We start from the raw sequence: 22557 nt of genomic DNA, 5'->3' as shown, positions 1-22557 counted from the left end.
CGATTTTAGGCGAAGGCGCTGGCGATCCCAGTGACAGAACGATACAGTATGGACAATCTGTATTGGTATAGAGAGTAACACAAAATGGGCCAAGAGACACAGACCGGGCGCGTGATGGAGGGGATTCGCAGCCGGATTGCCGCGCGTCTGCTGTGTTCGGGGGATCGCCTGCCATCGGTGCGGGCCAGCGCGGCAAGTTTCGGTGTCTCGCCGGCGACGGTGGTCGAAGCCTATGACCGGCTGGTTGCCGACGGGCTTATCGAGGCGGTTCCACGCTCCGGCTTTTTCGTCAGCCCGCTTGCCGGCGCGCCGCAAAGCCCCGCCGCACGGACGCCGCAGCGCGAGCACGCGATCGATCCGTTCTGGGTATCGCGGCAGTCGCTCGATTTCACGCAAGTGTCGGACAAGCCGGGCTGTGGCTGGCTGCCGCCGGACTGGATGCCGCAACCTGCCCTGCAAAAGGCGCTGCGCGAGGTCAGTCGGGATCCCGAACTGCTCGCTCTCTACGGGACCACGGCCGGCGATCCGGTGCTGCGCCGCCAGATCGCGCTGCGCTTTGCCGCGGAAGGGCTGACATGCGAACCGGACCGCATCCTGCTGACTCATTCAGGATCGCAGGCGCTGGACCTGATCTGCCGCCTACTACTGAAGCCCGGAGATACTGTCCTTCTGGATGACCCGTGCTACTTCAATTATCAGGCGCTGGTTGCCGCACACGATGTGCGCGCGGTCAGCGTGCCGTTCACACCGACCGGCCCGGATCCGGACCAGTTCGAGGCGATCGTCGCCGCCGAGCGGCCGCGCCTCTACATCACCAATTCGAACCTGCACAATCCGTCGGGCGCCAGCCTCAGCCTGGTTACCGCGCATCGGCTGCCGGGAATTGCGGCGGCGCACGGCATGGTGATCGTCGAGGATGACATCTTCGCCGATTTCGCCCCCGGCGCGCCGACGATGGCCGCGCTGGACGGGCTTTCGGGTGTGATCCGCATCGGCAGCTTTTCCAAGACGCTGTCGGCGGCGCTCCGCTGCGGCTACATCGCCGCGCGCCCCGAATGGATCGAGGCGCTGACCGACCTGCAGTTGGCGACCGGCTTCGGCGGGCCGAGCCCCATCGCCACCGCCGCCATAAGCCGGGTGCTGGCCGGCGGCGGTTATCGGCGGCACATGGAAAATCTCCGGCGCAAGCTGACCAAGGCACGCAAGGCGCTGGCGGAGCGGCTGGCGCCGATGGGCATTGTTCCGCAAGGCAACCCCGTTGGCGGTTTCACTTTGTGGTGCCGCTTGCCGGGCGGAGTAGACAGTGCCGCGCTGGCACAAGGCTGCCTGTCGCGCGATGTGGTGCTGGCCCCCGGCAACGTGTTCAGCCCCAGCCAAAGCGCCGCGCCCTTCATGCGTTTCAACGTCGCGCAAACCAGCGAGAACGCATTGCGCGTGATCGCCGCCGTGCTTCAGGAGCGCGCGCCGATCACGGGCCCCCAAACTGGGCCTTCCGGCCAATCACCGGGCTTTCCGGAAGGTAAGGTTGTAGCGCAAGGCGCCGGTTGCGGGATGGACACCGTCCTTCAAGGCGTCGATGCCGTGGAAGACCATGCGTGACCGGCCGCCCCACACGGCAACGTCACCGTGGACCAGACGATGCCGGGCGGGGCGGTCGCTGCGCTGGAAACCACCCCATAGGAACGTGGCGGGCAAGCCGAGCGAGACCGAGACGATAGGCGCCGCCTTGTCCCGCTCATCCATGTCCTGATGAAGCGACAGGCGCGTTCCGGGCAGGTAGCGGTTGACCAGGCAGGCGTCGGGCACGAAGCCGGCAAAGCCCAGCGCGGCGGCGGCGCGACCGGCCAGGTCGACGAACAGCGGCGGCAGCGCGGGCCACGGCGCGCCCGTTTCCGGATCGATCGCGGTGTAGCGATAGCCGGATTGATCGGATATCCAGCCCACCGCGCCGCAATTGAACATCGCTACCGACAGTCGCCGGCCGCCCCGCGTCTCCATGTTCCGGAACGGGGTATCGGCATTCATCCGCCGGATTTCCGCGATCAGCCGATCGGCGATATCCAGCGCGAAGCCGCCCAGAATTCCCGCATCGGGCCCTAGAGTGGCATCACGCCGTTCATGGGCGAACAAGTCAGGCAGCATCGTGGAAGATGATCCCCAAGGCATGTCGTTTGCCCGAGCGCAGCGTGCTGACGCCGTGGCGCAGCATGACGCGATAGTCGCCGCGCGTGCCGCGCTGCGGGCGCATGTTGACCGCGAACACCACGCCGTCGCCCTTGCCCAGCGGCACCACCGTCGCGCGCGACTGCATGCGCGGGCGCTGCTCGGTCAGCACGAATTCGCCGCCGGTGAAATCGGTGCCCGGCGCGGAGAGCAGCACGGCGACCTGAAGGGGGAACACATGCTCACCATAGAGATCCTGATGCAGGCAGTTGTAATCGCCCCGTCCGTATTGCAGCAGCAATGGCGTGGGGCGGCGCTGGCCGGCGGCGTGGCAGCGTTCGAGGAATTCCGCGTGATCGGCCGGAAAGCGCACATCGATTCCCATCCGTTCGTGCCAGCGGTTCGCGATCGGGGCAATGTGCGGGTATAGGGAGGTCCGCGCCGCCTGCACCAGCGGCGGCAGCGGATAGGCGAAATAGCGGTATTCACCCAGGCCGAAGCCGTGGCGCGCCATGTGGATGTGGCTGCGAAACACGGGAGTCGGTCCATAGAGATCCGCCATGGCATCGCATTCCGCGCCGTCCAGCAGGCCCGGCAGCACGGCCCAGCCATCGCGATCGAGGTCGGCCGCCAGGGCCTGCCAGTCATAGCCGGCGATGCGCGTTTCCAGCGTGGCCCTGTCCACTTTCATGTCGTCTTTCATGCCACCGCTTCCATATTGATGAGCTTGCGCTTGCGATGGACGCCCCAGCGATAGCCGGAAATGCCGCCGTCGGCCTTGACCACGCGGTGGCAGGGAATGGCCACCGCGATGCGATTGGCGGCGCAGGCCGCGCCCACTTCCTGTGCGGTGATCGCCATGTCCAGCGTTTTCGCCAGCGCGCCATAGCTGCGCGTTTCGCCGGGCGGGATCGCCCGCAGCGCCTGCCACACGGCCAGTTCCTGCGCATTCCCGCGCATGTCGAGCGGCAACGGGAAATCTCCCTGGGGCGCATCGACCAGCGCGATGGCGGCGGCGAGCGCCGGGCCGGCCGTTTCCCCGTCGGCGATCAGCGCGGCCTCCGGAAAGGCGGCGCGCAAGTCGCGCAGTGCCCGCGTCGCATCGTCGGCCATCAGGATGGCGGCAACGCCGCCCGCGCTCGTCGCGGCGATCACTGTGCCCAGCCGGGCGGTACCGATCGCATAGTGCAAAGTCTCTTTCCCGGTATTCATGATCTTCGTCCTTCATCGCCTGCCTTGCGCGTTAGGGCAGGCGATGATCGCCAGCGATCCGATCCTTGCGTTCAAAACCACTTACTGCGCGCCGGATTATGGGTGAAGCGCTGGCAGAGTCCGTTTGAAAAATGCCCGCAGGGGCATTTTTGAGGCGGCACCGGCCCGCTCCCCCACCCTACCACCCATCGGTAGTATCCTGCGGGTGGTAGGCCCCCTCAGCGAAAAGGTCCCCCGGACCTTTTCGTGTTCTTCGGAACGGGAGAGGGCCGGTGCCGCAAAATTCGCATTTCGCGAATTTTCAAACGGGCGGCAGAGGCACCTGCGACGAAGGTCGTAGTATTCGGCGGCAGGCTGCGGCTCTATACCTTGGGCCGCGACAGAAGCGATGCGCCCGCCGGGCGTGTTCGGACAGCAAGGACCGCGTTTTGCCAGGATCTTCCGTAAACTCCGGCCAGCCAGACGGCGCCGTGATCGTGATGGGCGTCAGCGGTTGCGGGAAATCGACGCTGGGCGCGATGCTGGCAGAGGCGCTGGATTGCGATTTCCTTGAAGGCGATGCGTACCATTCGGCCGATGCGGTGGAGAAGATGCGCGCCGGGCAGGCCTTGACGGACGAGGATCGCTGGCCCTGGCTGGACCGGTTGGGAGAGGCCGGGGCCAAGGCGGTTTCGCTGCGCGGCCGGGCGGTGATCGCATGCTCCGCGCTGCGGCTCATCTATCGCGACCGTTTGCGCGCGGCCATCGGCGAGCCTGTGCGCTTCGTGCTGCTGGAAACCGATCGGGAAAAGCTGGTCGCACGCATGGAGAACCGCCCCGGCCATTACATGCCGGCAAGCTTGCTCGACAGCCAGCTGGCCACGCTGGAATACCCGCTGGACCGTGAGCAGGCGCTGATTCTGGACAGCGAGCAGCCGCCTGAAATCCTGCGCGACCGGGTGCTGCGCGATCTTCGCATCACTTAGAGCAGCTTCCGATCCGATTGCATCGGATCAACTGCTCTAAGCTTCTGGTTTGACGCATTTTCCGAGTCATCAGATGATTCCATCTGATTGGAAAATGCTCTAAGGCATCAGGCGGCGGCGGCCTTCCCACAAGTGCCAGCGCATCGCCAATGCAGCGCCTTCGGCATCCTGCGCGCGGATCGCCGCCACTATCACCTCATGTTCGCGCAGCATCGTGGCGATCACGTCCGGTGAGCGGGAGCGGGAGATGTCCACGCCGGCGCGCATGATCTTCTCGACATCGGACCACAGCGCATCGAAGGCGATCAGGAAGGCGGGATTGCCCGTGGCCGCGGCGATGCGGCGATGCAGTTCCCGGTCCTCGACATGGGCCGGCGCGTTCGACAGCAGGGCGGAACGCAGCATTTCCAGCCCTTCCTCCACATGGGCCATTTCCACCGACGTGCGCCGGGTCGCGGCAAGACGCGCCGCTTCCGCTTCCAGCACGAAGCGCACCTCATAGCTGCCCAGCGTCGCGGGCAGCTCGGTCATCGGCATGAAGGCGGCGAGCCGATCGGAAGGGCGGCTCTTGACGAAGGAGCCGGCGCCGCGCCGCGCCTCGGTAATGCCGTCGGAAGCCAGGCGCACCAGCGCTTCGCGCACGATGGCGCGCGATACGCCGAACCGTTCCGCCAGCCGCGCTTCGGACGGCAGGCGCGCGCCAACCTCCAGATTCCCGGTCTTGATGATCTCCACGATGCCCGCATAGGCATGATCGGAAAGGCGCGGCTGGTTCATCGAAGCTCCTATACGCCTAGAACAGGCTGCTGCCGGCCAGCACCAGCAGCAGGCCCACCACCGCGACAACGGTTTCCATGATCGACCAGGTGCGGAACGTGCCGGGCATGTCGGTGCCGAGGTAGCTCTTCACCAGCCAGAAGCCGGGGTCGTTGACGTGGGAGAAGAACACCGAGCCGGCGCCGATCGCCAGCACCATCCATTCGGGCGCGACGCCCGAACTGGCGACCAGCCCCTCCATCACGCCGGCCGTGGTGATCGTGGCGACGGTGGCCGATCCGGTGGCGAGGCGGATGCAGACGGCGATGCCCCAGGCCAGCAGCAGGGGAGAAATCGCGCCCCCGCCGGCAAGGCGCACCAGCATGTCCGAAAGCCCGGCACTGACGAGCACTTGCTTCAGCGCGCCGCCAGCGCCGATAGCCAGCAGGATGCCGCCGGCCGGTTTCATGGCTTCCGCCCAGATCGATTCCTGGATGCGGCGTTCGCCCAAACGGTGCCCGAACAGCAGCGGCAGGGCGAAAAGGTTGGCCAGCAGCAGGGCGACGACTGGATCGCCCGTCCACGCCACCCATGCCAGCCGTGCCGCGAGGGCCGGCGGGGCGAGGGCGAGCGCCTGCCCGGCGGCGATCAGCAGCACCGGCAGGAGAACCGCGGCCAGCGCGCGGCCGACCGAAGGCGTTGCCACGTCGATGGTCGCGGGTGCCAGCAGCGGCGGACTGAGCCGGACCCCGCGCGCCGTGAAGCGCGCCAGCACCGGGCCAGCGACGATGGCAGTGGGAATGCCCACCAGCAGGCCATAAGCGAGCGTAAGGCCAAGGTTGGCGCCCAGCGCGTTGACCGCCAGCAGCGGCCCCGGATGCGGCGGCACCAGCGCGTGAATGACGGTAAGGCCGGCCAGTGCCGGCAGCATCAGCCGCAGCTTGGCATCGTCGTCGTCTTGCCCCTTGGGCAGCGCCGCCGCCGCGGAGGCGACGATCGGCAGCAGCAGCACCAGCCCGGTCTCGAAGAACAGCGGCAGGCCGATCAGCAGCGCGGTAAAGAGGCTGGCCCAGGGCGCCCCCCTGACTCCGGAGACGCCCAGCGCCGCGCGCGCCAGCCCGGCAGCCCCGTTCGACAGTTGCAGCATGGCGCCAAGGCCCAGCCCCAGTGCCACCACCAGTCCGGTGCCGCCAAGGATCGTGCCGGCGCCTTTCTCCACGGCCTTCACGGTCTCTTCCAGCGGGATTCCGGCCAGAATGCCCACCGTGAAAGCGCCGCACAGCAGCCCGACGAAGGGATGAAGACGGCCGCGAACGATAAGCGCGATGGACAGCGCAATGCCGGCGACGGCGGAAAGGACCAGCCTTACGTCTTCCGGAGTCACGTCTCGTCGGCTCCCGGCGGTGCGACCCTGTCGGTTATCCTTTTGCCGAGCGGTCCTGCCCGATGAAATGACGGCGTCATTCCCCGCCTCTCCCCTTATTGTTTCCGTTTGACGGGCGTGCATCCCGTGAAAACCTGTTGGACAGGTTATAGCTGGCGCGCGCGCATATTCCACATGATTTCGTGCCTGACGGCAGAATCCGCTTGAACCTGTCAGACTGATTCCCGTATCACCGCGCTCAACGAACGGCGCCGCCAAGAATTGGGTCAAGGGAGAGAAGCCGATGCACCACGCTGCAGATCCGTGCACGATTCCTGCCAGCCGGCGAGAGGCACTGGCGGAAGCACCCCATTTCACGCCGACGCAGCTGAAGGTTCTGCGCTGTGTGCGGTCCGGCCTGCTGAACAAGCAGATCGCCTACGAACTGGGCATGGCCGAAGCCACGGTGAAGGTTCACATGACCGCGCTGATGCGCAAGCTGAACGTGCGCAACCGCACCCAGGTGGCCATTGCCGCCGGGCGGCTGGCGCCTTCGGCATTCTGATCCTTAAGGCGGCAGGGGAGACGGACATGGGATCGCGGCGAGAGGTTCTGGGCGGCATGGGGGCAGGGCTGGTGATGGCGGCAGGCTTGCGGGTGCCCCCGGCCATCGCGGCACCGCGCAAGATCGGCTATGCCGTGGTCGGCCTTGGCTACTACGCCACGCGGCAGATCATGCCGAACTTCGCAGGGTGCGAGCATTCCCGTCTGGTCGCCCTCGTCAGCGGCACGCCGGCGAAGCTGGAACAGTACGGCGCGCAATACGGCATCCCGCCATCGCATCGCTACAGCTACGCCGATTTCGATCGCATCCGCGACAATCCGGATATCGACGCCGTCTACATCGTGCTGCCCAACAGCCTTCACGCCGAATATACGGTTCGCGCGGCCCGCGCTGGCAAGCATGTCATGTGCGAAAAGCCCATGGCGACTTCGGTGGCCGAATGTCAGGCGATGATCGCCGCCTGCCGGAAGGCGGGGACCAAGCTGATGATCGGCTATCGATCGCGGTTCGAGCCTTACAACCGGCTGGCGATCGAACTGGCGCGCGGCGGCCATGTCGGCCCGACGCGCCTCGTTACCGCAGAGCATGGGTTCTCCATCCAGCCGGGCCAGTGGCGGTTGCAGCGCGCCATGTCCGGCGGCGGCTCGATGATGGACATCGGCATCTACAGCCTGAATGCCGCCCGCTATCTTACCGGCGAGGAGCCCATAGAGGTGAGCGCGGTGGAATCGACAGACCGCTCCGACCCACGGTTTCGCGAGGTGGAGGACAGGGTCAGCTTCGTCCTGCGCTTCCCCTCCGGCATCCAGGCCAATTGCATTTCCAGCTATAGCTCCGCGCACAACGGCTACCGCGTCACCGGCACGCAAGGCTGGATCGCGCTGGAGCCGGCCACGCCCTATGCGGGGCAGGCGATGACGATCAACAAGGACGGCACCACCGCGCCCAGAGTGCTGCCGCCGCCCGCGCGCAACCAGTTCGCGGCACAGCTGGACCATCTGGCCGAATGCATCCAGACCGGCGCGACGCCGATCGTCGCCGGTGAGGAAGGCCTGAAGGACATGCGGATTATCGAAGCGATCTATCGCGCGATGGCGGAACGCCGCCACGTTGCATTGACGGAATTGGGGTGAGGGACATGATGAATCGTCGCAGTCTTCTGGCGGGAATGGCCGCCGCGTCCATGCTGGACGCAGCGCCGCTGCTGGCGGCGAAGGAGGCCAGTTTCGGCAATGTCCGCCGCCTCGATCCCGGTCTGGACAAAGTCATCGCGCCCGGCGCGCAAATCCGCCGGCTCGCCACCGGCTTCCAGTGGACCGAGGGCCCGGTGTGGGTTCCGCATGGCAATTGCCTGCTGTTCACCGATCCGCCCGCCAACACCGTGCATCGCTGGAGCGCGCGCAAGGGGGCGGAAGTCTTTCTGCGCCCATCCGGCCTGCAAACGCCGGTTCCTGCCAGCATTCGGGAGCCCGGCCTCAACGGTCTGGCACTGGACGCCCACGGCGCGTTGATCGCGGCGGATAGCGGATCGCGCGCGCTGGTGCGGATTGATCTTGCCACGCGCCGCCGCGAAACGCTGGTGGATCGGTACGAGGGCAAGCGCTTCAACAGCCCCAACGACCTTTCGATCGCCGCATCGGGCGCGATCTACTTCACCGATCCGACTTATGGGCTGGCCGAAGGCGACGATTCCGCGCTGCGCGAAGTGGCGTGGTGCGGCCTCTACCGCCTCTCGCCCGACGGCAAGGTTACAGTGCTGGACCGCGATCATCGCCGGCCCAACGGCGTTGCGCTGTCGCCCGATGGGCGCACGCTCTATCTCTCGCTGTCGGACGAGGCCCAGCCCGAAGTTCTGGCCTATACCCTCGACGCGAACGGCATGCCCACTGATCGGCGCCGGTTCCTGGACTTGCGCGCAGAGCTGGCCGAAGGGCGTCTGGGCCTGCCGGACGGGATGAAGGTGGACCGCGCCGGCCACGTCTTCGCCACCGGCCCCGGCGGGATTCATATCTGCACGCCCGACGGGCAGGTGCTGGGCGTGGTGGAGACAGGCAAGGCCGTTTCGAATTCCGCGCTGGGGCAGAACGGCAAGATGCTGTTCCTGACGTCTTCCGACAGTGTGGCCGCAGTTCCGCTGGTATGATCCGCCGCGAAAGGGCTGACCGTGCCAGCGGCGCGGATCAGCCCTGCGCGATGCCCGCCAAATGGGCCATGGCGGCGAGATAGGGCGCCGGCCCGCGACTCACGCGGCGCACGCCGGCCTGCACGAAGGGCTCCAGTGACGCCGTCAGGTCGGTGACCATGATGTTGACCGGCAAGTCCACGGCAGCGCAGAGATCGGTGATCAATGCGGCGTCCATCAGCCCCGGCACGAACAGGCCGGATGCGCCAGCGGCCTTGTAGTCGCGCGCGCGGTTCTTGGCTTCCGCGATGAAGCCGGGGTGCTCTGCGCCGTCGCTGTTCAGGAAGAAGTCGGTGCGCGCATTGATGAACAGCGGCACGCCGCGTGCTTCCGCGCGGTTCCGCAGGGCGGCGATGCGCTGGGCCTGATCGGCGGCGGGGCGGCATTCGGTGGTGCCGGCAAGGCCGTCCTCCACATTGATGCCGACGATGCCCGTCTCCAGCATCCGCTCAAGATTGTCGGCCGCAAGCTCCGCCGTTTCCGCGTAGCCGCGTTCGAAGTCCACCGTGACCGGCGCGGAAACGGTGGCGACGATCTGGCTGACAGTCGCGGCGAGCGTGTCGAACGTCAGCAGCTCTCCATCGGCGTGGCCGAGCGATGCGGCAATGGCCCAGCTGCTGGTCGCGATGGCTTCCGCGCCTGCCCCCGCCACGGCCTTGGCGCTGCCGGCATCCCACACGTTGGTCAGGACCAGAGGATGTCCAGGCCGTTCATGCATTGCGGCAAAGCTGGCCGCGCGTGCCTTCTGATCCATCCTCGTCTCCTTCCAAACTTGCGAGCGTTCAGCCCGCGAAGCGCCACCGCAGCGTTTCGCCGGCGTGATAGGGAACCACGCGAAGATCGCCTTCGCCCATCGTATCGGGCACGGTCACATCTTCGCGCGTCAGCGTTACCGTGCCTTCGTTCAGCGGCAGGCCGTAGAAATTGGGGCCATGCTCGGACGCGAAGCCTTCCAGACGGTCCAGAACACCTTCGTCCTCGAACACCTGGGCATAGCTTTCCAGCGCGAAAGGCGCGTTGAAGATGCCGGCGCAGCCGCAGGCCGATTCCTTGCGATGCACTTCGTGCGGCGCGCTGTCGGTGCCGAGGAAGAACTTGGGCGATCCCGAAACGGCCGCCTTGCGCACGGCAAGCCGGTGCTGTTCGCGCTTGGCGACGGGCAGGCAATAGGCATGGGGACGGATGCCGCCATCGAACATCGCGTTGCGGTTGATGATCAGGTGCTGCGGCGTGATCGTTGCCGCAATCTTGGGGCCGCTGGCCGCCACGAACTCGGCCGCTTCGGCGGTGGTGATATGTTCCAGCACGATCTTGAGTTCCGGCATGTCCGCCACCAGCGGCGTCAGGATGGTGTCGATGAACACGGCCTCACGGTCGAAGATGTCGACTTCGCGGCTGGTGACTTCACCGTGGACCAGCAGCGGCATGCCGATCCGCTGCATGGTTTCTAGCACGCCGGTCAGCTTGCGGATATCGGTGACGCCGTGCGCGGAATTGGTGGTGGCGTGGGCGGGATAGAGCTTGCAGGCGGCAAACACGCCCTGCTCATAGCCGCGCTCGATTTCCGCCGGATCGGCGCCGTCGGTCAGATAGCAGGTCATCAGCGGCGTGAAGTCCGAACCTTCCGGCAGGGCATCGACGATTCGCTGGCGATAGGCCTCTGCGCCGGCGACGGTGGTGACGGGCGGCGTCAAGTTGGGCATCACGATGGCCCGCGCGAACTGGCGCGCGGTGTGGCCGACAACGGCTTTCAGCATCGCGCCATCGCGAAGGTGGACATGCCAATCGTCGGGGCGGCGGATCGTGATCTGTGCAGTCATGTCAGCCGCTCTAGCGGCCAGAATGCGCCCCGTCGATGCCGTGCTTGGCAAAATTGCGGACCCGCATCCGTTGCAGCGTTGCATGGCAAACGATGCGCGGTGCCTATCCGGTGTAGCCCTCGTCCCTGCTCCGAATGGCGCTGCCGGGAATGCGGATTTCCGCCAGCAGCCCGCCCTGCGGTGCATTGCGGAGCTGGAGCGTGGCGCCGAACGTGCCCACTTGCGCCAGCGCGATGGCAAGGCCGATGCCGGTGCCATTGCCCTTGCTGGATGAAAGCCGGCGGAATGGCTGCATGGCCAGCGGCAATTCGTCTTCGGGAAGCCCCGGCCCTCGGTCCGCCACGCGGATCACCAGATCATCGCCTTCGCGCAGACAGCTGAGTTCCGCGCTGCCGCCGTATTTCAGGGCATTGTCCACCAGATTGCCCAGCGCGCGGGCCAGGGCATTGGGTTTCACCCGCGCCTCCGCCCCGCAGCCGCGCACGAAGGCGACGCGGTGGCCGAATTCGGACGCATCCTCGGCAATGCTGGAGAGGATGGAATCGATGTCCAGCACCGCCCAGGGCTCACGGATCTCGCTGCTGCGGGCAAGGTCCAGCCCGTCGCGCACCATCTGCTGGGTGATCGCCAGATCGGCCACCAGTCGCTCGCGCAGATCCTCGTCCTCCACCTGTTCCAGCCGCAGGCGCAGCCGGGTGAGGGGGGTCTGCAGATCGTGGGTGACGGAGGCGAGGATCTGGGTCCGCTCTCGCAAGCCTTCGCGCACGCGTTCCTGAGCCAGATTGAAGGTTTCCAGCGCGGCGCGCACTTCACTGGGGCCCTTGACCGGGATCGGTTTGAACTCCCCGATCAGCGAAAAGGCGCGGGCCGCGCGTTCCATGCGGCGCAGCGGGGCGGTGGCAAGGCTGGCCGCGAGCAGGCCCAGCAGGGCGCCGGCGATGATGATCAGTTCCAGATAGGGCGGGCCGATGCGGTGCCGATCCCACCCGCGATCGGGCCAGAGATCGACGACATAGCGCAAGTCCGCGCTTCCGGGGCGGGCCACTTCGATGAACCAGCAATCCGGCAGCGGATCGGTGTTCATGCCGGCCGCGTGCGGATAGCGCGTGAGCTGCGCGAAGCACTCTCCATTCAGCAGCGGCATGACGCGGGCCGGGCGGCCGAGCCGTTCGGAAAGGCTTTGCGAAAAGGCGGGGTCCGGCGCGGTCATCCGCCATGCCGGATTGGCATCATGCGCGCCCAGGATCACGCCGCGCGACAGCAGGCGGTCGGTCTGTTCGGGCTGCCTTTCGAAGCGGTGGGCGATATCCTCGGCACTGCGCAGCGCGGCGGCGACCTGTTCCTTGCGGAACATGGAGTGCCGCAGGCTGTCGGAAGCCTGCAGCGCCAGCAGCGCGGAAATCGCCATGCCCAGCGACAGCACCAGCGTCAGCCGCCCGGCCAGCGAGCGCGGATAATCGCGCAGGCGCCGCAGGAAACTGCGCTTTGCGGGTTCAGCAGCTATCATTCGAAAGCGACGGGGCCGGGCAGGACATAGCCTTCGCTGCGCACCGTCAGGATCAGTTCGTCACCGCCCGGCACGCTGGCGAGTTTATGGCGCAACCGGCTGATCTGGATGTCGATGGAGCGATCGAAGGCGACCGTGGCGCTGCGTTCGGGCAGCAGTTCCTCGCGCGAGAGCACCTGGTTGGGCGCCTCTATGAAGCGGGAGAGCAGGCGATATTCGGCAGAGGAGAGCATGACCAGCCGCTCGTCATCGGTCACCAGCCGGCGCTGGTGCAGGTCCAGCCGCCATGGTCCGACACGCGCGAAGCGCGCAAGGCGAGGGCGTGCACCGGCTTGCCCTTGCGGGCCGTCGAACACACGGGATCGGCGCAGCAGGTTGCGCACGCGCGCCAGCAGTTCGCGCGGCTCGAAGGGTTTGGTGAGATAGTCGTCGGCGCCCAGTTCCAGCCCCAACACGCGGTCGATCGGGCCTTCGCGGGCGGTGACCATCATGATTGCGCCCTGATGCCCGGCGGCGCGCAAGTCGCGGCAGATGTCCAGCCCGTCGCCATCCGGCAGGTTCAGGTCCAGGATCAGCAGGTCCACCGGACCGCCTTCAAGGCTGCGGCGCAGTTCGGCCACGGAGCCGACCGAATCCACGCGCTGCGGTTCGCGCGAAAGCTGCGCGGCGATCAGTTCGCGAATATCGGGATCGTCCTCCAGGACGATGATGCGGCCTTCGGGCGCATCGCTCTGCGGGATCATGAAAGAGGCCATAAACGCGCTGCCCGGTGAAGTCTGCCCTGCCGATACACGATGAAACAATAGGCTACCGCCGGCAACTTGACGATACGCACCGTTCATTGCCGATCCGCGCTGCGGCGCACAATTGCACGTCCCAAACCTGCAATCGTGCACAGGAGCCCCCCGCTTGCGCCAACCCTTCCAACATCTCGCCATGGCATCCGCGCTGGCGCTGGCCACGTTGAGCCTTGGTGGTTGCGGCCAGAAACCCGCCATGCCGCAGATGGACGTCGAAGTCGGCATCGTGACGCTCAAGGCGGAGCCGGTGACCGTTTCCACCACGCTTTCAGGACGTACCGCCGCCACCATGGTTGCCGAAGTGCGCCCGCAGGTGGCCGGCATCATCCAGTCCCGCCTGTTCGAGGAAGGATCGCTGGTTCACGCGGGGCAGCCGCTCTACCAGATCGATCCGCGCCTCTATCGCGCCTCGCTCGATACCTCGCGCGCGCAGTTGGAGAATGCGCAGGCCACGCTCTACAGCGCCGAGGCCAAGGCCCGGCGCTATCGCACGCTGGGCGACAGCGAGGCGGTGAGCGCGCAGGACAAGGACGAGACCATCGCCGCCGCGCGCGCCGCGCAGGCCGCCGTCCACCAGTACCAGGCCAGCAGCCGCAGCGATGCGGTGAGCCTTGAATTCACCCGCGTGTTGGCGCCGATCACGGGACGCATCGGGCGTTCCTCGGTCACCAAGGGCGCGCTCGTCACCGCCAGCCAGACCGATGCGATGGCGACGATCCAGCAGCTCGATCCGATCTTCGTGGACATCACGCAGTCTTCCGCCGATCTGCTGCGGCTGCGCAGCGCGCTGGCCAAGGGCAGCATCCTGCCGGGCAGCACCAAGGTCTCCCTCACGCTGGAGGACGGGACGAAGTATCCGAGCGAGGGCACCATCGAATTCAGCGAGGTCAGTGTCGATCCCGAAGCGGGCACGGTGACCATCCGCGCGCGCTTCCCCAATCCCGATGGCCTGCTGCTGCCGGGCATGTTCGTGAAGGTCGATGCGCCGCAGGGCGTAATGCAGAACGGCATTCTTGCCCCGCAGCAGGGCATCTCGCGCGATGCCAAGGGCAACGGCACCGCGCTGGTGGTCAATGCCGAAGGCAAAGTGGAGCAGCGCAAGGTCACCACCGGGCAGGCGATCGGCGACAAGTGGCTGATCACCAGTGGCCTGCAGGCCGGTGACCGCCTGATCGTGGAGGGCACGGACAAGGCGCATGCCGGCGCCAAGGTCAAGGCCGTCACCGTGAAGCTGGGCGACTGATCCGATGAACCTCAGCCGCTATTTCATCGACCGGCCGATCTTCGCCTGGGTCATCGCCATTATCGTCATGATGGCCGGCATTGCCGGGATCATGAGCCTTCCCGTCGCGCAATATCCCGATGTTGCGCCGCCGTCCGTCACTGTCAGCGCCACCTATCCGGGCGCTTCGGCGCAGACGCTGGAAAACTCGGTCACCCAGGTGATCGAACAGCAACTGACCGGCATCGACAACCTGCTCTACTTCTCGTCGAGTTCGGACAGTTCGGGCTCGGCCTCCGTCACCGCGACTTTCGCCAAGGGGACTGACCCCGACGTTGCGCAAGTGCAAGTGCAGAACAAGGTGCAGCAGGCCAATTCGCGCCTGCCCACCCAAGTCCAGCAGCAGGGGCTGACGGTCACCAAGTCCAGTTCCGACATGTTGCTGGTCGTCGCGCTCTATGACGAAAGCGACAAGACCACCGACAGCGACGTTGCCGACTACCTCGTCTCCAACTTCCAGGACGATCTGGCCCGCGTGAACGGCGTGGGCGGCGTGCGCGTGCTGGGTTCGCAATATGCGATGCGGATCTGGCTGGATCCCGCCAAGCTGATGGCGCGCCAGTTGATCCCCTCCGACGTGGAAAGCGCGATCACGGCGCAGAACGTGGACCTTTCGGCCGGCCAGTTGGGTGCGGAGCCGCTGGTGAAGGGGCAGATGCTCAATGCCGTGGTCAAGGCCAAGTCGCGCCTGCAGACTGCCGACCAGTTCCGCCAGATCGTAGTCAAGACGCTTACCGACGGTTCGGTCGTCCGTCTGTCCGACGTCGCCCAGGTGGAGATGGGGCAGGAAAGCTACATGATGTCCGCCCGCATGAACGGGCATCCGGGGGCGGGCATCGGCATCGAACTGGCCTCCGGCGCGGATGCGCTGAAGACCGTGGCCGCCGTGAAGGCGCGCGTGGCCGAACTGTCGCAGGACCTGCCGCAGGGCTACAAGATCGCCTACCCGCGCGACACCAGCGACTTCGTGAAGCTGTCGATCCATGAAGTGATCGAGACGCTGGTCATCGCCATCGTGCTGGTCGTGCTGGTGATGTACGCCTTCCTGCAAAGCTGGCGCGCCACGCTGGTGCCGGCGATTGCCGTGCCGGTGGTCTTGCTGGGCACTTTCGGCATCCTGGCGCTGTTGGGATATTCCATCAATACGCTGACGCTGTTCGCCATGGTTCTGGCCATCGGCCTGCTGGTCGACGACGCCATCGTCGTGGTCGAAAATGTCGAACGCGTGATGCACGAGGAGGGGCTGAGCCCCTATCGCGCCACGATACGATCGATGGACGAGATCGGTTCTGCGCTTGTCGGCATCGCGCTGGTGCTGTCGGCGGTGCTGCTGCCAATGGCTTTCTTCGGCGGCTCGACCGGCGTGATCTATCGCCAGTTCTCGATCACCATCGTTTCGGCCATGGCGCTTTCGGTGCTGACCGCGCTGGTGCTTTCGCCCGCACTCTGCTCCACGCTGCTGAAGGCGCGTGACGAGGCGGACCATGCGCAGGCGCCCGCAACCGGCCTGCGCGGCGCGATGTCGCGCCTGCAGCACCGATTGGACGGTGGCTTCGGCGGCTTCAACCGCTGGTTCGACCGCATGACCGGCCGCTATGTCGATACGACAGAGAAGCTGATCGCCCGCCGCCGCGTCTGGCTGGTGGTCTATGGACTGGTGATCGTCGCCCTCGTCGTGATCTTCACGCGCCTGCCTACCGGCTTCCTGCCGACCGAGGATCAGGGGCAGGTCATGGTCGTGTACCAGCTTCCCGCCGGCGCCACCTCCGAACGGACCGACAAAGTGCGCGCGCAGATCGAGCAGGCTTTCCAGTCCGAAGGCAGCAATGTGCCGATCCGCTTCACCGTCGGCGGTTTCAGCTTCAACGGCTCCGGCCAGAACGCGGGCATGGGTTTCGCCAATCTCGCCCCGTTCGATGAGCGCAAGGATTCCAGCAAGAGCGCCAATGCCATCACCGGGCGGATCATGGCCAAGCTGTCGAAGATCCGCGATGCGCAGGTCTTCGTGATGACGCCACCTTCGATCCAGGGTCTTGGCCAGTCGAACGGTTTCACGTTCCAGCTGCTCAATTCCACCAACATGGACCGCGCAAAATTCGTCGCCCTGCGGGACAAGCTGATCGCCGCGGCCAATCAGGACCCCAAGCTTTCGCAGGTCCGCGCCTCCACCCTGCCGGATACGCCGCAGTTCGACGTCCACTTCGACGATGCCAAGCTCTCCGTGCTCGGCCTGTCCGTTGCCAATGCGACCGATACGCTCAGCACCGCCTGGGGCGGCACGTACGTGAACGACTTCATCGACCGTGGCCGCGTGAAGAAGGTCTATGTGCAGGGTGAGGCAGAAGCACGCATGTTGCCCAGCGATCTGGACAAGTGGTTCGTCCGCTCCACCGCAGGCACCAATGCGGATGGTACCAGCAAGATGGTTCCCTTCTCCGCCTTCACGACGATGGGCTGGGAAACCGGGCCGAACAGCCTTTCGCGCTTCAACGGGCGATCGTCCTACACGATCCAGGGCGATGCCGGTTCGGGCTACAGCTCGGGCGATGCGATGCAGGAGATGGTGGCGCTGCAACAGAAGATCGCGCCCGGCACCAGCTATGCCTGGAGCGACCTGTCCTACCAGCAGAACCAGTCCAGCGGGCAGGCGGTCTATCTCTATGCGCTGTCCATCGCGGTCGTGTTCCTGTGCCTTGCCGCGCTCTACGAAAGCTGGTCGGTGCCGCTGGCGGTGCTGCTGGTGATCCCGCTGGGCGTGATCGGCGCGGTGATCGCGGTGGCCGTGCGTGGGCTCGAAAACGATATCTACTTCCAGGTCGGCCTGCTCACCACCATCGGCCTTGCTGCCAAGAACGCCATCCTGATCGTCGAATTCGCCGAGCAATCGTGGCGCGACGGGCGCGACATGCTCCACGCCGCGCTGGAGGCGGCGCGCGTGCGCCTGCGGCCGATCATGATGACCTCGATCGCCTTCATGGCCGGCGTCGTCCCGCTCGCCGTGGCCACCGGCGCGGGCGCGCAGGGCCGTATCGCCATCGGCACCGCCGTGCTGGGCGGCATGCTGACCGCGACGGCGCTGGCGATCTTCTACGTGCCTATGTTCTTCGTCGTCGTTGCCAAGCTCTTCCACCGAGGAGGTGACGACGACGCTGCCCGGGACCTGCGGCAAGGGTCGCATGCCGAAGTTCCGGGCACCCCATCCGAAGGAGAGGCCTGACCGGTAGCCGCTGCCGCCAGCCCGCCTTTGACCCCCATTCACCGGCCCGGAGAATATCGCACCCTCCCGCGCCGGTGAAGCCCGGGGCCCCGCCGATCCGCCATCGATCGGGGCTCCGGGCACCTTCATCGAGGACCATGCCGATGCGCCGCACCCTGATCCCGCTCCTTATTGCCGCGACCGCCCTGACCGGCTGCAATCTGGCGCCCAAGTACATCCAGCCTGAGGCCGCCGCCCCGGCGCAGTGGCCGCAAGGCGCGGCCTATGCGCGGGCCGAAGCCCGAGAGGCCGGGATGCCCTGGCGCACGCTGTTCGCCGATCCGCGCCTGCAGACGGTGATCGAGCGGGCGCTGGCGAACAATCAGAACCTCCAGGCCAGTCTGGCCAATGTCGCGTCGGCGCGGGCGCAGTATCATGTGGAGCGGTCGTACCAGTTGCCGACGCTGGCGGGGACGGCGAGCGCCGTGGGCACGCGCGGCCTCAAGACCTCGCAGGCGGACAGCCAGACTTATGATGCCAATGTCGGATTCAGTTCCTTCGAACTCGATCTGTTCGGCCGCGTGAAGAACCAGAGCCGCGAGGCGCTGGAGACGTATCTTTCGACCGAATCCGGCTATCGCTCCGCCCGACTGACGCTCGTGGCCAATGTCGCGACGGCCTACGTCACGCTGGCGTCCGATCGGGACCTGCTGACGCTTGCAGAGCAGACCCGCGCCAGCGGCCAGCGCTCGGTCCAACTGACGCAAAGCTTGCTCAAATCCGGCCTTGCCGCCGCCGGCGACCTCGCCTCTGCCGAGACCGTGCTGGAGCAGGCCAATTCCGATGTCGCCGCCCAGACGACATTGGTGGCGCAGGATCGCAATGCGCTGGAACTGCTGGTCGGCGGATCGGTGGAGGATGCGCTGCTGCCTGCATCGCTGGCCGAACTGGATGCACGCATCGGACAGGTTCCGGCCGGGCTGTCGTCCGAAGTGCTGCTGCGCCGTCCGGACGTGGTGGAGGCCGAACACCAACTGAAGGGCACATATGCCCAGATCGGCGCGGCCCGCGCGGCATTCTTCCCGACGATCTCGCTGACCAGCGCCCTCGGCCTCGCCAGCACCGCGCTGGGCAACCTGTTCACCGGCGGCGCGACACTTGCCAGCGGCACCGCCAGCGCGAGCGTGCCGATCCTGGGCGGCACCAACAAGGGCAATCTGGAATACGCCAAGGCGCAGCGCGAATACTACCTCGCCACCTACCGCGCGGCGGTGCAATCGGCCTTCAAGGACGTGGCCGACGCGTTGGCCCGGCGCGGCACCATCACCGATCAGCGCACCGCGCAGGACCGCTTGGTGACGGCGGCGCAAAAGAGCTACGACCTTGCCGATGCGCAATATCGGGCGGGGACGGACACTTACCTCAACGCGCTTGTCGCCCAGCGTTCGCTCTATGCCTACCAGCAGACGCGGATAGCGACGATCCTGGCCGATCTGACCAACCGGGTCACCGTCTACAGCGCGATCGGCGCGGACGAGACGCTGGGGAATCCGGCCGAACCGGTCGCGACGGGCGGTTGACGGAACAGAATGAAGCATCGCGGGAACGCAAGGCGGGGATATCGGTTCACGAAACAGCAATGGACTGGAAGAGGAATACAACATGAGGCTTCAGGTACTTTGGACTGTCTCGTTCGCGGCGCTGGCTCTGGCCGGCTGCAAGAAGGAGGCTCCTGCTGCTAACGAGACGGCGACGACCGCGCCGGCCACACCGATGGCACCGGACATGATGCCGGGCGCCGAAACCCCTGTAGCGGACGCCACGCTGGATCCGGCGCAGACCTTCGTCAACACGGCGGCCGCGAGCGACGCTTTCGAGATCGAGACGTCCAAGCTGGCCATTGCCAACAGCCAGTCTGCGGCAGTGAAGCGTTTTGCCACCAAGATGATCGATGCGCATACCCAGTCCACCGAAAAGCTGAAGCTGGTGACCGGCAAGATGTCCCCCTCGATCACCCCGGACGCCGATCTGAGCGACGCGCAGCAGCAGGCGCTGGACGCGCTGAAGGACCTGAAGGGCGCCGATTTCGACAAGGCCTATGCCAAGGCGCAAGTCGATGGGCATCAGGCGACGCTTGATGCGTTGAAGGCTTACGCCGCCAGCACCGATGCCGCGGCCCCGCTCAAGGATTTCGCGAAGTCGCTGATCCCCACGGTCACGGCGCACCTGAACATGGCTAAGGCTCTCTAAGGGCCTCTCACGCAAGCGAGTGACAAGGCGCATGGCCGGTGGCCATGCGCCTTTTCTCATGCCTCCACGCTTAGAGCAGTCGACCCGACTGCCCTAAGCTTTTGGTTTGGCGCATTTTCCGAGTCATCAGGTGGTTCCACCTGATTAGAAAATGCTCTAGTCGGCGGGTTCGGCGATGCGGTTTGTGCCGTCCTGCGCGGTGCGATCGAGGTCCTCCGCCGCAAAGTCATCGACGGCGATCACGTCGGCCACCGCCGCATCGGCGGCACGCAGGCTCGCGAGTTCTTCGTCGGTGATCAGGCCTTGCGCGTGTGCCTTGTCCAGATCGCGAATGCGCGCCTTGCGCAGGCGGTCATGGACCGGCTGGGTCGCCACCGTCTGCAGGAATGCGTCGGTCAGACGGCCCACCGCCTCGTCCGCGCCGCCGATATAGACGTTCTCCACCAGACGGTCGCGCGCGGGGCAGGGGTCCAGGATGATGTCCGCGCACTGGCGGATCGTGCGGTCGGACGGGCCATTGCGGCGGCGGCCGAAGGGCTGGATGAACAATCGCAGCATCCAGCCGACCGGGCGCGCGGGGAAATTGGCGATGATCTCCGAAAAGCGCTGCTCGATGGTGGCGAAGCCGCTTTCCATGCACCAGGCCAGAAGCGGCAGATCGTCATCCAGCTGCCCTTCATCCTCCCAGCGCTTGAGTGCGCCGGACAGCAGGTAGAGTTCGGAAAGTACGTCTCCCAGCCGCGCGGAGAGCAGTTCGCGCCGCTTCAATTCGCCGCCCAGCGTCAGGAACGAGATGTCGGACACGAAGGCGAAGGCGGCGGCATAGCGGCTCATCTGCCGGTAATAGCGGGCCACCCGTTTTGCGTTCCGGTTCGTCCGCCCATCGGCCTTTGGCGCGGGGGCGAAGATGCCGCCGCTCCAACTCCGGACGAAGGCGCGGATGGCGGTTTTCAGCGCATGGCCGATGTGCTTCCACAGCACCTGATCGAAATTGGCCAGAGCCCGGCTGCGATCGGCCTCGCCCACGGCGCGGATTTCCTGCAACAGGTAAGGGTGCGACCGGATTGCGCCCTGGCCGAAGACCATCAGGCTGCGGGTGAGGATATTGGCGCCTTCCACGGTGATGCCCACCGGGATCGCGCGGTACTGGTTGCCCAGATAGTTGCGCGGCCCCTCTATGATCGCCTTGCCGCCGTGGACGTCCATCGCGTCGTTGATGACCACGCGCATGCGCTCGGTAGCGTGGAGCTTGAGGATCGAGGAAATCACCGCCGGATGGTTGCCCTGATCCAGCCCCGCGCAAGTCAGGCGCCGCGCCCCGTCCAGCAGATAGGCATTGCCCGCGATCCGGGCGAGGCGTTCCTGAATGCCTTCGAACTTGCCGATGGGCAGGTTGAATTGCGACCGCACCCGCGCATAGGCACCGGTGGTATGCGTGGCAAAAGCCGCCGCCGCTGCCGAGAGCGAGGGCAAGGAGATGCCGCGCCCGGCCGCCAGTGCGCTCATCAGCATCTTCCAGCCCTGGCCTACCCGGTCCGGTCCGCCGATCACATTGTTCAGCGGGATGAAGACGTCGTGCCCTTCGTTCGGGCCGTTCTGGAATGTCTGCATGGAAGGGATGTGCCGACGGCCGATGGTGACACCGGGCAAGTCGGTGGGCACCAGCGCCACGGTGATGCCGATATCGTCCTCTCCGCCCAGCAGGTGATCGGGATCTTGCAGTTTGAAGGCCAGACCCAGGATCGTCGCCACCGGGCCCAGCGTGATGTAGCGCTTGTGCCAGTTGAGGCGGATGCCCAGCACTTGCTCTCCATCCCATTCGCCGTGGCAGACCACGCCTTCGTCGATCATGGCGGCCGCGTCGGACCCCGCTTCCGCGCTGGTGAGCCCGAACGCCGGCACCTCGCGCCCGTCGGCGAGGCGGGGCAGCCAGTATTGCTGTTGTTCCTGCGTGCCGAAGCGCAGGATCAGTTCGCCCGGCCCCAGCGAATTGGGCACCATGGCCGTCACCGCCGTGGAGACCGAGCGCGTGGCGATTTTCCGCACGATCTCGCTATGCGCGAAGTTGGAAAAGCCCAGACCGCCGTGTTCCTTGGGAATGATGATGCCGAAGAACTTCTCCCGCTTCAGGAAGTCCCAGGCTTCCGGCGGCAGATCGCGGGTTTCCCAGGTCATTCGCCAATCGTCGATCATCGCGCAGAGCGTGTCGACCGGGCCGTCCAGAAAGGCGCGCTCCTCTTCGGTCAATGCTGCGGGAGGGACGGCGAGCAGCTGGTCCCAGTCCGGGTTGCCGGTGAACAGCGCGGCATCCCACCAGGTGTTGCCCGCGTCGATCGCCTCGTTCTCCGTGGCGGACAGCGCGGGCAGCGCCGATTGCACGAGCGAGAGGACCGGCCGGGTAAGGATCTCGCGGCGGGCGGTGGTGGCAAAGTCGGCGGCAAGCGACATCGGACAGGCTCCTTTTCCTGCCCCAACAACGCCTGCGCCCGCCGAATT

General features: G+C 66.2%; 19 protein-coding genes. 9 read left to right on the top strand and 10 right to left on the bottom strand.

The window, feature by feature from the left end; genetic code table 11:
- Positions 1-84 precede the first annotated feature (84 nt).
- Positions 85-1599, top strand: coding sequence for an aminotransferase-like domain-containing protein (locus tag ACZ1JC_RS05170; RefSeq protein ID WP_465138995.1), 1515 nt, complete (start codon positions 85-87; stop codon positions 1597-1599).
- Here ACZ1JC_RS05170 and alkB read toward each other — a convergent pair.
- From alkB to ACZ1JC_RS05155, 3 genes are read right to left on the bottom strand one after another with little or no spacing between them, the layout of a single operon-like run.
- Positions 1501-2142 (bottom strand): DNA oxidative demethylase AlkB, encoded by a 642-nt coding sequence (gene alkB / locus ACZ1JC_RS05165; RefSeq protein WP_465138996.1) that lies wholly within the window; start codon positions 2140-2142, stop codon positions 1501-1503. The two genes, ACZ1JC_RS05170 and alkB, sit on opposite strands and share 99 nt — an antisense overlap.
- The gene (locus tag ACZ1JC_RS05160; RefSeq protein WP_465138997.1) at positions 2132-2866 is read right to left on the bottom strand and encodes a 2OG-Fe(II) oxygenase; all 735 of its coding nucleotides are present in this window, start codon (positions 2864-2866) and stop codon (positions 2132-2134) included. Before ACZ1JC_RS05160 ends, alkB begins: the two co-directional genes overlap by 11 nt.
- Positions 2863-3375, bottom strand: coding sequence for a methylated-DNA--[protein]-cysteine S-methyltransferase (locus tag ACZ1JC_RS05155; RefSeq protein ID WP_465138998.1), 513 nt, complete (start codon positions 3373-3375; stop codon positions 2863-2865). Before ACZ1JC_RS05155 ends, ACZ1JC_RS05160 begins: the two co-directional genes overlap by 4 nt.
- Before the next feature lie 479 nt (positions 3376-3854).
- Here ACZ1JC_RS05155 and ACZ1JC_RS05150 point away from each other — a divergent pair, with 479 nt between their 5' ends.
- On the top strand, positions 3855-4340 hold the full coding sequence (locus ACZ1JC_RS05150) for a gluconokinase (protein ID WP_465140289.1): 486 nt from the start codon (positions 3855-3857) through the stop codon (positions 4338-4340).
- A 99-nt stretch (positions 4341-4439) separates the two neighbouring features.
- Here the strand turns inward: ACZ1JC_RS05150 and ACZ1JC_RS05145 are convergent, their stop codons facing one another.
- Together ACZ1JC_RS05145 and ACZ1JC_RS05140 are read right to left on the bottom strand one after the other, a co-directional pair.
- Positions 4440-5117, bottom strand: a complete 678-nt coding sequence (locus ACZ1JC_RS05145) for a FadR/GntR family transcriptional regulator (protein WP_465138999.1) — start codon at positions 5115-5117, stop codon at positions 4440-4442.
- A gap of 16 nt (positions 5118-5133) precedes the next feature.
- Positions 5134-6480, bottom strand: coding sequence for a GntP family permease (locus ACZ1JC_RS05140; protein WP_465139000.1), 1347 nt, complete (start codon positions 6478-6480; stop codon positions 5134-5136).
- A 283-nt stretch (positions 6481-6763) separates the two neighbouring features.
- Between ACZ1JC_RS05140 and ACZ1JC_RS05135 the strand changes: the two genes are divergently transcribed.
- Genes ACZ1JC_RS05135 through ACZ1JC_RS05125 form a run of 3 tightly spaced genes read left to right on the top strand, consistent with a single transcriptional unit; the run spans position 6764 to position 9167 of the window.
- Positions 6764-7024 carry a helix-turn-helix domain-containing protein gene (locus ACZ1JC_RS05135; RefSeq protein ID WP_465139001.1) on the top strand — a complete coding sequence of 87 codons (261 nt, stop codon included), beginning with the start codon at positions 6764-6766 and terminating at the stop codon, positions 7022-7024.
- Between the two features lie 26 nt (positions 7025-7050).
- Positions 7051-8157 carry a Gfo/Idh/MocA family protein gene (locus ACZ1JC_RS05130; RefSeq protein WP_465139002.1) on the top strand — a complete coding sequence of 369 codons (1107 nt, stop codon included), beginning with the start codon at positions 7051-7053 and terminating at the stop codon, positions 8155-8157.
- Between the two features lie 5 nt (positions 8158-8162).
- Entirely contained in the window at positions 8163-9167 is a 1005-nt protein-coding gene (locus tag ACZ1JC_RS05125) for an SMP-30/gluconolactonase/LRE family protein (protein ID WP_465139003.1), read from the top strand.
- Between the two features lie 37 nt (positions 9168-9204).
- Here the strand turns inward: ACZ1JC_RS05125 and ACZ1JC_RS05120 are convergent, their stop codons facing one another.
- From ACZ1JC_RS05120 to ACZ1JC_RS05105, 4 genes are all read right to left on the bottom strand, one after another.
- Positions 9205-9960, bottom strand: a complete 756-nt coding sequence (locus tag ACZ1JC_RS05120; protein WP_465139004.1) for an isocitrate lyase/PEP mutase family protein — start codon at positions 9958-9960, stop codon at positions 9205-9207.
- 28 nt (positions 9961-9988) lie between these two features.
- A complete protein-coding gene (gene pyrC / locus ACZ1JC_RS05115) occupies positions 9989-11026 on the bottom strand; it encodes a dihydroorotase (RefSeq protein WP_465139005.1) in 1038 nt (345 codons plus the stop codon).
- A gap of 103 nt (positions 11027-11129) precedes the next feature.
- Positions 11130-12533, bottom strand: a complete 1404-nt coding sequence (locus ACZ1JC_RS05110) for an ATP-binding protein (protein ID WP_465139006.1) — start codon at positions 12531-12533, stop codon at positions 11130-11132.
- A complete protein-coding gene (locus tag ACZ1JC_RS05105; RefSeq protein WP_465140290.1) occupies positions 12530-13276 on the bottom strand; it encodes a response regulator transcription factor in 747 nt (248 codons plus the stop codon). The genes ACZ1JC_RS05110 and ACZ1JC_RS05105 overlap by 4 nt, the downstream gene beginning before the upstream one ends.
- A gap of 193 nt (positions 13277-13469) precedes the next feature.
- Between ACZ1JC_RS05105 and ACZ1JC_RS05100 the strand changes: the two genes are divergently transcribed.
- The 4 genes from ACZ1JC_RS05100 to ACZ1JC_RS05085 all read left to right on the top strand — a co-directional run bounded on the left by ACZ1JC_RS05100 (position 13470) and on the right by ACZ1JC_RS05085 (position 20061).
- Complete coding sequence (locus ACZ1JC_RS05100) at positions 13470-14576, top strand: efflux RND transporter periplasmic adaptor subunit (RefSeq protein WP_465140291.1); 1107 nt, start codon at positions 13470-13472, stop codon at positions 14574-14576.
- Between the two features lie 4 nt (positions 14577-14580).
- On the top strand, positions 14581-17832 hold the full coding sequence (locus tag ACZ1JC_RS05095; RefSeq protein ID WP_465139007.1) for an efflux RND transporter permease subunit: 3252 nt from the start codon (positions 14581-14583) through the stop codon (positions 17830-17832).
- Between the two features lie 143 nt (positions 17833-17975).
- Positions 17976-19391 carry an efflux transporter outer membrane subunit gene (locus tag ACZ1JC_RS05090; protein WP_465139008.1) on the top strand — a complete coding sequence of 472 codons (1416 nt, stop codon included), beginning with the start codon at positions 17976-17978 and terminating at the stop codon, positions 19389-19391.
- An 82-nt stretch (positions 19392-19473) separates the two neighbouring features.
- Positions 19474-20061, top strand: coding sequence for a DUF4142 domain-containing protein (locus tag ACZ1JC_RS05085; RefSeq protein ID WP_465139009.1), 588 nt, complete (start codon positions 19474-19476; stop codon positions 20059-20061).
- A 156-nt stretch (positions 20062-20217) separates the two neighbouring features.
- Here ACZ1JC_RS05085 and ACZ1JC_RS05080 read toward each other — a convergent pair whose 3' ends face one another.
- A complete protein-coding gene (locus ACZ1JC_RS05080; RefSeq protein ID WP_465139010.1) occupies positions 20218-22509 on the bottom strand; it encodes an acyl-CoA dehydrogenase in 2292 nt (763 codons plus the stop codon).
- Positions 22510-22557 lie beyond the last annotated feature (48 nt).

This window comes from Sphingomonas sp. BL-S-28, assembly GCF_055521515.1.
Note: the sequence above shows the minus strand (reverse complement) of the source record. Positions and strands in the feature narration are given on the sequence as shown.